This window comes from Streptomyces sp. NPDC041796 (assembly GCF_055590785.1).
Window position 1 is genome coordinate 1 of sequence record NZ_JBVJAH010000003.1, and the last position, 11,697, is coordinate 11,697.

Genomic DNA, 11,697 nt, shown 5'->3' on the forward strand with positions numbered 1-11,697 from the left:
CCGCACGCCACCCGCCGTACGCCGCGCGCCACCTCCCCCCCCCCCCCCCCCCCCCCCCCCCCCCCCCCCCCCCCCCCCCCCCCCCCCCCCCCCCCCCCCCCCCCCCCCCCCCCCCCCCCCCGTCGCGGGGGCGGTGGGGTCAGGAGACCGCGGCCCCTTGGGCCTCGGGCGCCGCTTCACCCTCCTGCCGCAGCCTGCGGGGGATGGAGAACATCAGCAGGAACACCACCGCGGTGACGCCGATGAACACCCACAGCAGCGTCTGGAAGCTGGCCGCGAAGGAGGTGCCGGTGGCGTCCTTCTGGTAACCGGCCAGGACGGAGGCGACCTTCTCGTCCGTCAGCGGGGCCGCGGTGCAGCTCTCCGGGACGGTGGCGAGGTCCTTCTCACCGGCGCGGTCCACGGAGCAGGTCCGGTAGGCGGCGATGACCGCGTCCGCCTCGCCGGGGGTGACCCCGGCGGTGGCGACCAGGTCCTGGCGCAGCTGCGGGACCTGCTGGTCGACACCGGCGCCGGTGTTGCCGGCGAGCCCGCCGAAGAAGACCACGCTCACCAGGGCGCCGCCGATGGCGAAGCCGAGCTGGGTGTTGGTGTTGACCAGGCCCGACGCGGAACCGGCGTCCTTGTGCGGCACCTCGGAGGTGACGATCAGCGGAAGCGGGGTGGCGACCGTGCCGAAGCCCAGGCCGATCAGGAACAGCGGGACGACGAGGTGCCAGGAGGTCACGTCGCTGCCGTACTCACCGGCGACCCAGATGTACGAGCCGAGGCCCGCGACCAGGACGACCGCGCCGACCTGCATCGCCTTGCGGCCGAACTTGGGCACCAGGATCATCACCGACGAGGTGGCGGTGAGGAAGGCGCCGATGCAGAACGGCAGGCTGGTGAGGCCGGCGCGCATCGGGGACCAGCCCTGACCGATCTGCATGTACAGCGTCCAGCCGATGGTGAACATGCCCATGCCGATGTAGAAGATCAGGTTCACGGCGAGGCCGGAGGAGAAGCTGCGGGTGCGGAACAGGCCGAGCTCCACCAGCGGCGAGCCGTCCTTGCGGGACTTGCGGCGCTGCCAGGCGACGAACCCGAGGAGCACCGGCAGCGACGCGATCATGGAGGCGTAACCCCACGCCGGCCAGCCCAGTTCGCGGCCCTGGAGCAGCGGGTAGACGAGCATGACCAGACCGCCGGTGGCCAGGACGAGACCCAGCATGTCGAGCCTGAGGGCCTGCGGCGCCTTGGACTCGGTGATCACCTTGGAGCCGTACAGCAGGCCGAGGAGACCGATCGGCACGTTGATCAGGAAGATCAGCCGCCAGCTCAGGCCGAAGAGGTCCCACTCGACCATCAGGCCGCCCAGCGCGAGGCCCAGGGTGGCGGCGAGACCGCCGACCAGGCCGTGCAGGGCGAAGGCCGTGCCGCGCTCCTTGTCGGAGAACGTCACGTGGATGATCGACAGCACCTGCGGCACCATGATGCCGGAGAACGCTCCCTGGAGGACGCGCGAGATCACGAGCTGCCAGGGTTCCTGGGCGAGCCCCGCCGTCAGGGAGGTCAGCGTGAAGCCGGCGACACCGATGAGGAACATCCTCTTGCGTCCGAAGATGTCACCCAGCCGTCCGCCCAGGATCAGGGTGAGGGCGAAGGCGAGCTGGTACCCCACCAGAACCCACTGGATGGCCGAGTAGCCGGCCGCCAGCTCCTGCTGCATCGAGGGCGCCGCCACGTTGGCGATCGTGCCGTCCAGCAGATCCATGAAGGCGGACACGAGCAGGACCAGCAGCGCCGCCCAGCGCTTCGGGTCGAGCTTCACCGTGTCGGCCGCCGCATCCGCGCCCGTCGTTAACCTCTCCACCTCCGTCTCCACGGACGGTGCCTGCTCGGACGAAATAGCCATGGTGTACCTCTCTGATACTTGGGGGGGTATCGGGGGATTCCGGGGGGAACCGGCGGACCGGCCGAAGGCCGTGAGCGTCGATACGCAGAATGACGGCGGTCAGTGGAGTTCCGCTGGAGTGCGGCTGAAGCGGGGAGCGGGAGCGGCGGGGCGGCTGCCTCGCGCCCGGTGGTGGGGGTGTGCGGCGGCTTCGGTCACCGTCAGCACGGGGGTCACACAGGCCTCGGTGGCCTCGAAACGGCGGGCCCAGGTGTCACGGTCGTGGCGCAGGAAGCGGTCGGCGAACAGCCGGCGCAGTGCGGGCCACTCGGTGGGGTCGTCGCGGTCCGGGACCGCGGCCGGGTCGAGGTCCAGCCCGTGCAGCAGGGCCGCGTAGAAGCGGTCCTCCAGCGCGCCGACCGCCACGTGGCGCCCGTCCGCGCAGGCGTAGCAGGTGTAGAACGGCGCTCCCCCGTCCAGCAGGTTGGCCCCGCGTGCCTCCCGCCACGCGCCGGCGCCGGTCATGGCGACGAGCATGCCGAGCAGGGCGTTGGTGCCGTCCACGATCGCCGCGTCGACGACCTGGCCGCGCCCGGACGTGCCCCGTTCGTACAGGGCCGCCAGCACGCCCGCGACGAGGAACATCGCGCCGCCCCCGAAGTCGCCCAGCAGGTTCACCGGCGGCACGGGAGGACCACCCGCCTCACCGATGGCGTCCAGCGCGCCGGTCAGGGCGAGGTAGTTGATGTCGTGCCCCGGGGTGTGGGCGAGCGGCCCGTCCTGTCCCCAGCCGGTCATCCGGGCGTAGACCAGCCGGGGATTGCGTGTGAGGCAGGTGTCGGGGCCGACGCCGAGCCGTTCCGCCACACCCGGACGGAAGCCCTCGACGAGCACGTCGGCGTGGTCCACCAGGCTGAGGAGTTCATCGGCACCTGCCGGGGCTTTCAGGTCGAGGACGGTCGAGCGCCGCCCCCGGTCCAGCACCCGGTGCCACTCGGCGAACGACCGGCGGCCGTCCGCCCGGTCGACACGCAGGACGTCGGCGCCGAGGTCGGCGAACATCATGCAGGCGAACGGCACGGGGCCGATCGCCGCGAGTTCCACGACCTTCAGCCCGTGCAGCGGTCCGGTGGCGTCGGGTTGCGTCATCGAAGGCTCCTCCTCGTCACGGCCCGGTCCGGCCGGCCGGACCCGGCCCGATGGGGCACGGCCCGGTCCGGTCCGGCTGGTACCGGCTCGGTACGGCACGGCGCACGGTGGGGGCGGTCGCTCGCGTTCCGCTCGTGGACCGGTCGGGGCCGGGGGCCCGCCCCCCGCCCGGCACGGCTGTTCGACCCCGCCTCGAGGGCCGGTCCCTAGCGTGCGGTGGCACACAGCCTTCGGCAGCACAGGAGGAGCTCACCCATGAGTACCGCGCTCACGCCCTTCAGGGCCGGGATCCCCGACGCGGATCTCGCCGACCTCAAGGACCGTCTCGCGCGCACCCGGTGGCCGGAGGCGGAGACCGTCGACGACTGGTCGCAGGGCGTGCCCCTCGATGTCCTCCGTGACCTGGCCGCGTACTGGCGCACGTCCTACGACTGGAGGGCGACCGAGGCGCGGCTGAACGCGGTGCCGCAGTTCCGTACCGAGATCGACGGCCTGGGCATCCACTTCCTGCACGTGCGCTCCCCGCACCCGGACGCCGTGCCCCTCTTGCTCAGCCATGGCTGGCCCGGCTCGGTGGTCGAGTTCCTCGACCTGATCGGTCCGCTGACGGACCCGGAGGATCCGGCGGACGCCTTCCACGTGGTGTGCCCCTCCCTTCCCGGGTACGCGTTCAGCGACAAGCCCACGGCCACCGGATGGACGGTGGAGCGCACCGCGGCCGCCTGGGCGATGCTGATGGCGCGGCTGGGCTACGAGCGGTACGCGGCCCATGGCGTCGACTGGGGCTCGTTCATCACCGGAGAGCTGGGCGGCATCGACGCGGAGCACCTGCTCGGCATCCACCTGGCGATGCCGTTCGCGAAGCCGCCGCAGGAGGAGGTGACGCTGGACGAGCGCGACCTCGCGGGTCTCGCGGCGCTCAAGGAGTTCCAGCAGAACGAGGGTGGTTACTCGGTCCTGCAGGCCACCCGCCCCCAGACCCTCGGTTACGCGCTGACGGACTCGCCGGTGGGCCAGCTGGCCTGGATCGCCGAGAAGTACTGGGCGTGGAGCGACCATGACGGTGACCTGGAGAAGGTCATTCCCCGCGACCGGCTGCTCGACGTGGTGACGCTCGCGTGGCTGGCCGGCACGGGCGCGTCCTCCGCCCGTATCTACTGGGAGAGCCACAACAGGATGGCGCTCGGCCCGGTGGCCGTCCCGACCGCCTGCTCGGTGTTCCCGAAGGACGCGCGGATGCCGCGCGCCTGGTGCGAGCACCGCTTCACGGATCTGCGCCGATGGACCGACCACGAGAGCGGTGGTCACTTCCCCGCGCTGGAGCAGCCGGAGCTGCTCGTCGGGGAGCTCCGGTCCTTCTTCCGCTCGCTGCGCTGAGCGGGGGACATGTCGATGAATCTCCGTCCGACCGGGCCGGCCGAGGACGATCCGGAGCTGCCCGCGTTCCCCTTCCCCGGCTCCAGCCATCGGGGCCCCGCGCCGCTGTTCGCGCGCCTGCGCGCCGAGCGGCCGGTCGTCCGGGTGGCCTGGGAGGGCGGCGGCCACGCCTGGCTGGTGACCCGTCACGAGGACGTGATCCGCGTGCTCGGCGATCCGCGGTTCAGCCGGGCCGCCTCCTACGCTCCGGACGCGCCGCGGTTCAGCGGCCTGTTCCAGGCGCCGCCCGGGATGATCATCTCGTTGGACCCGCCGGACCACACCCGGCTCCGGGCCCTGGCCGAGCAGGCCTTCTCCCCCGAGCGCATCGAGGGGATGCGCCCCCGGGTGCGGGAGGTCGCGGGCCGGTTGCTGGACGGGCTGGAGAAGGAGGCCGGGCAGGGCCCGGTCGACCTGGTGGCCGGCTTCGCGGCGCCGCTCGCCATGACCGTCATCTGCGAGCTGCTCGGCGTCCCCGAGGCGGACCGGGACCAGTTCCACTCCTGGGTACGGCAGTTCGCCGATGTGTCGGCTCCGGAGGAACGGTCGGCGGAGGGCGGGGAGAAGCTCGGCGCGTACATCGCCGGGCTGGTCGCGGCGAAGCTGAGGGAGCCCGCCGACGACGTCCTGTCCGCGCTGGCCGCCGCGAGGCTCGCCACACGCGAGCAGCACGACACCGATCCGCACGGCACCGAGACGCACCGCACCGATCCGCACGGCACCGACTCGCACCGCACCGATCCGCACGGCACCCACCGCGACGAGGACCGCCACCAGGGCGACGAACCCGGCGGTGACCGACTCGGGTTCGAGGAGCTCGTCGGGCTCGGCTTCACGCTGCTGGGCGCCGGGTTCGACTCGTCCGCCGGCCAGATCGGCAACTTCACCGTCACGCTGCTCGCCGGCCACCGGGACGTGTGGCGCCGGCTCGGCGAGCACCCCGAGGAGATCCCGGCCGCGGTCGAGGAACTGCTGCGTACGGTGAACCTCAACGGCAACGACACCTCGGGGCTACCCCGGATCGCCACCGAGGACGTGACCGTCGGCGGGGTGGTGATCCCCGCGGGGGAGGCCGTGTTCCTGGCGTTCCCGTCGGCCAATCGTGACTCCTCGGTCTTCCCCGACCCCGACCGCGCCGACTTCGGGCGGGCCGACAACCCCCACCTCGCGTTCGGCCACGGCATCCACCGCTGCCTGGGCGCCCCGCTCGCGCGCCTGGAGCTCACCGTGGCCCTCGAGGAACTGACCCGCCGCTACCCCGGCGCGCGGCTCGCGGTCCCCGAGCACGAGCTGTGCTGGCGGGCCGGGGACGTGAACCACAACCTGCTCGCCCTTCCCGTCGAACTGTCAAGGAGCACCGCATGACCGTCGAACAGCTGCCGGCGACCAGCCGGGAGGTCCGGCTGGCCTCCTACCCGGAGGGGGAGGTCACCCTCGCCCACTTCGAGCTCGGGGAGTCCGCCCTCGCCGAGCCCGGGGAGGGCCAGGTCGTCGTACGCAACGACTGGATGACGCTGGGCTCGGTGGCCCGCGACCAGATGAACCCGGACACCAAGCTGCCCATCCCGGTCTTCCAGCCGGGCGTCGCCATGTGGGGCCGGACCGTCGGCACGGTCGTCAGGTCCAACAGCCCCGACCTGGCGGTGGGGGACCTGGTGGAGCACTTCTCCGGCTGGCGGGAGTACGCCGTCGGCGCCTCCCACGAGTTCTTCAAGCGGGACCGGGCGCTGCTGCCGGGACCGGAGTACTTCCTGTCGCAGGGCCCGACGGCCTGGCACGGCATGGTCGGTACGGCGGACGTACGCGAGGGTGACGTCGTGTTCGTGTCCGGCGCCACCAACGGCGTCGGTGCCCTGGCGGGGCAGATCGCCCGGCTGCGGGGCGCCGGGCGGGTCATCGGAAGCACGGGCTCCAAGGAGAAGATCGCCTTCCTGGTCGACGAACTCGGCTTCGACGCCGCCTTCGACTACCACGACGGCCCGGTGGCCGAGCAGCTCGCCGAGCTGGCTCCCGACGGCCTCGACGTGATGTTCGACAACGTCGGCGGGGAGCAGTTCGAGGCCGCGGTGGAGCTGGCGTCACGCGGTGCGCGGTTCGCGCTGTGCGGTGCGCTGGCGGGGCAGCACGGGACCGGCGACGGGGGCAGCCCGCGGCTGCCGCTGATGTCGGTCATCACCAAGGACCTGACCCTGCGGGGCTTCGCCACGCTGCACACGCCGGACCAGATCGAGCACTGGAACGACCGGTTCGGCGAGTGGCTGCGTGACGGCCGCATCGTCTTCCCGCACACGGTCGTCGAAGGCGGGGTGCCCGCGCTGCCCGACGCGTTCGTCGCGCTGATGGAGCGCCGGTACAGCGGCACCGTACTGGTCAGGCTGAGCTGAGCGCGCTCGGCCGTACGCTGCGGCGGTGCCCCGTGGAACGTTCCGGGGCACCGCCGCTGTCACGCTTCAGGAGAAGGGAACGGTCATGACGGACGCCGGGGACGTACTCGGCCGGAGGGCGCTGAACCGGGCGCTGCTGGCCCGGCAGTTGCTCGTGGAACGCTCGGCGATGACGGCCTCCGAGGCCGTCGAGCACCTGGTCGGGATGCAGGCACAGGCTCCGGACCCGCCGTACGTCGGGCTGTGGACCCGACTCGCGGACTTCCGTATCGAGGACCTGTCGGACCTGGTGCGGGAGCGGGCCGTGGTGCGGATCGTGCTGATGCGCGGAACCCTGCACCTGGTCACCGCCCGGGACTGCCTGCGGCTGCGGCCCGTGCTGCGCGGCCCGCTGGAGCGCCGGCTCAAGGGCACGTTCGGCCGTAAGCTGACCGGCCTGGACCTCAACCGGGTGGCCGCGCTCGGCCGCGAGCTGGTCGAGAAGGAGCCGCTCACGCTGGGCGGCCTCGGCACCGCACTCGCCGAACACCTCCCGGACCAGGACCCGTTCGCCCTGGCGAACGCCGTACGCAACCTGGAGGCGCTCGTACAGATCCCGCCCCGGGGCCTGTGGGGCGAGAGCGGACAGGCCGTGCACACCACCGCCGAGGCGTGGCTCGGCCGGCCCCTCGACGACGACGAGTCGCCGGACGAGACGGTCGTGCGGTACCTCGCCGCGTTCGGTCCGGCGAGCGTGAAGGACATGCAGGTCTGGTCCGGGATGACCCGGCTCGGCACGGTGGTACGGCGGCTCGCGCCACGGCTGCGCGCCTTCCGCGACGAGAACGGCGTCGAGCTGTACGACCTGCCCGACGCTCCCCGGCCCGCTCCCGACACCCCCGTACCGGTGCGCTACCTCCCCGACTTCGACAACATCCTGCTCTCGCACGCCGACCGGTCCCGGATCCTCACCGAGGATCGGCGTCGTCTGGTCTTCACCCGCAACGGACTGATCAGACCGACCTTCCTGGTCGACGGGTTCGTCCGCGGCATGTGGCGCCTCGAACGCGGCCGTGACACGGCGACGCTGGTGCTGCGGCCGTTCGCGCCCCTGGCGGAAAAGGACCGGTCGGAGCTGGTGGCCGAGGGGATGCGGCTCCTCGCCTTCGCCGCGGACGACTGCCCCTCCCCCGAGGTCCGCTTCACCGACGGGCCCTGAGCGCAACAGCGCTCCCCGTCCGCTCGACCGGCACCCCAGCCGGACCCGGTGTACTGGCTCGCGGCTGGATCCGTCCGCCCGTCATACACCGGCCGAGAGAGGAAGTCGCCATGTCGGACACGCCCTTTGCCGAACGGACCGTCGTCGTCACCGGAGGAGGCACCGGCATCGGCCGGGCCACCGCGCTGGCCTTCGCCGGCCTCGGCGCCGGCGCCGTGGTCATCACCGGCCGCCGCAAGGAGCGGCTGGCCGAGGTGGCGGAGCTGCACCCGGCGATCGTCCCCGTCACCGCCGATGTGACCACGGAAGTGGGCGCCGAGGCCGTCTCCGAGGCGGTACGGGAGCACGGCGGCGCCCTGGACGTGCTCGTACAGAACGCCGGTGTCTTCCGTTTCACCCCCCTCGCGGCGCTCGACGCCGGCACGGCCCGGGAGGTGCTGGAGACCAACGTCCTGGGCCCGGTCCTGCTCACCGCGCACCTGCTGCCGCTGCTGCGCAGCCCGGGCGGGCACATCGTCCTCATCTCCAGCCGGGGCGGCCACAACCCCGGACCCGAGAGCTCGCTGTACTCCGCGAGCAAGGCCGCCGTGCACAGCTTCACCCGGAGCTGGGCCGCCGAGCTCGCCCCGCAGGGCATCCGCGTCAACGCCGTCGCCCCGGGCTTCGTCCGCACCGAGGCGTACGCCGCCAACGGGCTGTCGGACGAACAGGTGGAGGGGCTGTTCGCCGGGGTGACGCACTCCATCCCGCTCGGCCGGGTCGCCGAGGCGGAGGACATCGCGTCCTGGGTCACCCGCCTGGCCGAGCCGTCCGACTCGCTGGTCACCGGGCAGATCATCACCGTCGACGGTGGCATGGACATCGCCGGCCGCTAGGTACGTCCGCCCCTTCTCGATCGATCCCTCATGAAACGGAAAGGACTCAACCGTGACAACCAGTGCCATGGAGCCGGACGCCCTCGCGGAGGCGGAGACCAAGACATTCCCGTACGCGCGGCAGTGCCCGTTCACGCCGCCGAAGGAATACGCCGAGATGATCGAGAAGGACGTCTCCCAGGTCACCCTGGACGGATCCGGCCTGCGCATCTGGACGGTCACCGGCTACCAGACCATACGGGAGCTGCTGACCGACCCACGGGTCAGCGCCTCACGCAAGCACGACAACTTCCCGTTCTACTTCGTCGCCCCGCCGGAGTACCGGACCGAGACGTCGTTCATCGGGTACGACGGCAAGGACCACAGCAACACCCGGCGCAAGGCGGCGCTGACCTTCACCAACCGTCAGGTGCAGCGGCTGCGGCCGCGCATCGAGGAGATCGTCGACGACCACCTGGACAAGCTGCTGACGATGGCGCCGCCGGTCGACTTCCACCGGGTGTTCTCGCTGGCGGTGCCGATGACGGTGATCTGCGAGCTGCTCGGCATTCCGCAGGACCAGCACGACTTCTTCATCAAGCACGGTACGGCGCTGCTCGGCGGCCACAGCTCCACCGAGGAGCGGCAGGCGGCGATCGTCGAGGTGAACGCGTACATCAGTGATCTGATCCAGCAGAAGAAGGCCGAGCCGGGCGAGGATCTGCTCAGCCGGGCGATGGCCGACTACGAGGCCTCCGGCGAGGAGTACACCGACCGCGACCTGTTCAACATGGTCCGGCTGCTGATGAACGGCGGCCACGAGACGACGGCCAGTCAGATCTCGCTGGGTACCGCCTGCCTGCTGGAGAACCCCGACCAGCTCGAACTGCTGCTCAACGACCCGTCGTTGGTGCGGCCGGCCGTCGAGGAGCTCGTCCGCTTCGCCACCATCGGCGACACCGCCGTGCCGCGGGTGGCCCTGGAGGACATCGAGATCGGCGGCCAGGTCATCCGCAAGGGCGACGGCATCCTGTGCCTGGGGCTGGCCGCCAACCGGGACCCCGAGGTGTTCCCCGAGCCGGAGAAGCTCGACATCACCCGGGGCAGCCGCAAGCACCTGGGCTTCGGGCACGGGGTGCACCACTGCATCGGCGCCGACCTGGCGCGGCTGGAGCTGGAGATCGTGTGGAGCAAGCTGTTCCAGCGCATCCCGACGCTGCGGCTCGCCAAGCCGTTCCTGGAGATCCCGCGCAAGGAAGGCGCCGTGATCTACGGGCTGTGGGAGCTGCCGGTCACGTGGTGACCCCACCCGGCACCACGAAGGCCCGGTACCTGTCGGTACCGGGCCTTCCCGTCGTCCGGGGGCGGTTCAGGAGGCGTCCGCGGGGATGTCGGGCCGCGGCGTACGGCCCGGGCAGGAGGTGCGGGCGGGCGGCAGGACTCCGTCCACCAGGTACCGGTGCACCAGGGTGTCGACGTGCGGGTTGCCGCCGAGGACGTACACCTCGTGCTCGCCGGAGTCCTCGATGGTGAGGAGGTGGTGGCCGAGCCGCTCCGCCATGGCGACGCCTCCCGCGTAGTGGTCCATCGGGTCGCCGTCGGCCTGGACGACCAGGCCGGCCGGGTAGCCGTCCCGGGTGATCACCGTGGGCGGCTCGGGGGCCTGGAAGGCACGGAAGGCGCCGACCCACGGCTGGGCGCGGAGGACTCCGTAGCCGTAGGGGAACCGCTTCCGGAAGTCGCGCATGTCCTGGTAGTAGACCTCCAGGTCGGACGGCCAGGCGTGCTCCAGGGTGATCGCCTCCAGTACGCCGCACCGCAGGTCGCCCTCGCTGTCGCTCGGCCGCCAGGTGCCCTGCTGCGCCAGCAGGCCGCGGCACGCGTCGCCGGCGCCGTCGCCGCCCTCCCCGGCCGCCTCGCGCAGCCGGCCCACCAGGATGCCCAGCTCGGTCCACTGGCCGCGGTCGGCGGCGCGGTTGCCCACCGCCCCGTCGAACAGGGTGCGCAGCTGTGCCCCGTGGTTCAGCCCTTCGAGGAGGGTGACCACTTCCTCCACGGTGGCGAGGACCTGGGCGGTGGAGGTGCCGAGCCCGAAGTGGCCGTGCCGCGCGCCGGTCCAGGCGGCCCACTGGTCGACGTTGCGCTGCACGGCGTCGCCCTGCCACAGGAACTGTTCGCGCCAGGTCCAGTCGGGGTTGACGCACGAGTCGAGGACGCTGCGGTCCAGGGCCTCCGGGAACATGCTGCCGTACACGGCACCGACGTAGGCGCCGTACGCGTAGCCCACGAAGTTGAGGGTGTCCTCGCCGAGGACGGCACGGATGACGTCCATGTCGCGGGCCGTGTTGCGGGTGCTGATGTGCGGGCGCAGCGTGCCGCCCGCGCGGGCGCACGCCTCCTCCCGCAGCCGCATGTCCTCGGCGAGGACGGGGAACAGCGAGTCGGGCGGCCGCGAGTCGAACGGCGCGGCCGGCACGGTCACTTCGGCGTGCAGGGGCGTGGAGGCGCCGGTTCCGCGCGGGTCGAAGCCGATCAGGTCGTACACCTCGTGCAAGGGGGTGCCGGCGTACTTGTCGGGCAGGGCCCGGCCGTGTCCCCAGTCACCGCCGGGGCCCCCGTTGACCGCCAGCAGGATGCCGCGCCGCCGCTCGGGCACGGTGGCGCGGCGGCGGCTGAGGGCGAGGGTGATCCGCTCGCCCCCGGGGTCGGCGTAGTCGCGGGGCACCTCGATCGTGGCGTGCTCGAGTGTGTCGTCGTGCGGCGCGGGCGACCAATGCGGCCGTTGTGTGCGGAACTCGTTGACCACCGCAAACCTCCGTTCTC

9 protein-coding genes are annotated in these 11,697 nt (G+C 72.2%); 6 read left to right on the top strand and 3 right to left on the bottom strand.

Annotation, left to right across the window (positions count from 1 at the left end; genetic code table 11):
* Positions 1-139 precede the first annotated feature (139 nt).
* Both ACZ6C1_RS06165 and ACZ6C1_RS06170 read right to left on the bottom strand, forming a co-directional pair.
* Positions 140-1,894, bottom strand: a complete 1,755-nt coding sequence (locus tag ACZ6C1_RS06165; RefSeq protein ID WP_469238204.1) for an MFS transporter — start codon at positions 1,892-1,894, stop codon at positions 140-142.
* A 99-nt stretch (positions 1,895-1,993) separates the two neighbouring features.
* Positions 1,994-3,022, bottom strand: a complete 1,029-nt coding sequence (locus tag ACZ6C1_RS06170; protein WP_469238206.1) for a CaiB/BaiF CoA transferase family protein — start codon at positions 3,020-3,022, stop codon at positions 1,994-1,996.
* Between the two features lie 255 nt (positions 3,023-3,277).
* On the opposite strand from ACZ6C1_RS06170, the gene ACZ6C1_RS06175 reads away from it, so the two are divergent.
* The 6 genes from ACZ6C1_RS06175 (at position 3,278) to ACZ6C1_RS06200 (ending at position 10,177) form a co-directional block, all read left to right on the top strand.
* Complete coding sequence (locus tag ACZ6C1_RS06175) at positions 3,278-4,399, top strand: epoxide hydrolase family protein (protein ID WP_469238207.1); 1,122 nt, start codon at positions 3,278-3,280, stop codon at positions 4,397-4,399.
* A gap of 15 nt (positions 4,400-4,414) precedes the next feature.
* A complete protein-coding gene (locus ACZ6C1_RS06180; RefSeq protein ID WP_469238209.1) occupies positions 4,415-5,803 on the top strand; it encodes a cytochrome P450 in 1,389 nt (462 codons plus the stop codon).
* A complete protein-coding gene (locus tag ACZ6C1_RS06185; protein WP_469238211.1) occupies positions 5,800-6,822 on the top strand; it encodes a zinc-binding dehydrogenase in 1,023 nt (340 codons plus the stop codon). The genes ACZ6C1_RS06180 and ACZ6C1_RS06185 overlap by 4 nt, the downstream gene beginning before the upstream one ends.
* A 25-nt stretch (positions 6,823-6,847) precedes the next feature.
* Positions 6,848-8,020, top strand: a complete 1,173-nt coding sequence (locus ACZ6C1_RS06190; RefSeq protein ID WP_469238213.1) for a winged helix DNA-binding domain-containing protein — start codon at positions 6,848-6,850, stop codon at positions 8,018-8,020.
* A 110-nt stretch (positions 8,021-8,130) separates the two neighbouring features.
* Complete coding sequence (locus ACZ6C1_RS06195) at positions 8,131-8,895, top strand: SDR family NAD(P)-dependent oxidoreductase (protein WP_469238215.1); 765 nt, start codon at positions 8,131-8,133, stop codon at positions 8,893-8,895.
* Positions 8,896-8,947: 52 nt separating this feature from the next.
* Positions 8,948-10,177 (top strand): cytochrome P450, encoded by a 1,230-nt coding sequence (locus tag ACZ6C1_RS06200; RefSeq protein WP_469238216.1) that lies wholly within the window; start codon positions 8,948-8,950, stop codon positions 10,175-10,177.
* Between the two features lie 66 nt (positions 10,178-10,243).
* Here ACZ6C1_RS06200 and ACZ6C1_RS06205 read toward each other — a convergent pair whose 3' ends face one another.
* Positions 10,244-11,680: an alpha/beta fold hydrolase gene (locus tag ACZ6C1_RS06205; protein ID WP_469238219.1), complete on the bottom strand. Its 1,437-nt coding sequence runs from the start codon at positions 11,678-11,680 to the stop codon at positions 10,244-10,246.
* Positions 11,681-11,697: the final 17 nt, after the last annotated feature.

Bases quoted from the DNA above. Each gene is read 5' to 3' on its own strand.
- ACZ6C1_RS06165 (WP_469238204.1), bottom strand. From the start codon at position 1,894: ATGGCTATTTCGTCCGAGCAGGCACCGTCCGTGGAGACGGAGGTGGAG.
- ACZ6C1_RS06170 (WP_469238206.1), bottom strand. From the start codon at position 3,022: ATGACGCAACCCGACGCCACCGGACCGCTGCACGGGCTGAAGGTCGTG.
- ACZ6C1_RS06175 (WP_469238207.1), top strand. From the start codon at position 3,278: ATGAGTACCGCGCTCACGCCCTTCAGGGCCGGGATCCCCGACGCGGAT.
- ACZ6C1_RS06180 (WP_469238209.1), top strand. From the start codon at position 4,415: ATGAATCTCCGTCCGACCGGGCCGGCCGAGGACGATCCGGAGCTGCCC.
- ACZ6C1_RS06185 (WP_469238211.1), top strand. From the start codon at position 5,800: ATGACCGTCGAACAGCTGCCGGCGACCAGCCGGGAGGTCCGGCTGGCC.
- ACZ6C1_RS06195 (WP_469238215.1), top strand. From the start codon at position 8,131: ATGTCGGACACGCCCTTTGCCGAACGGACCGTCGTCGTCACCGGAGGA.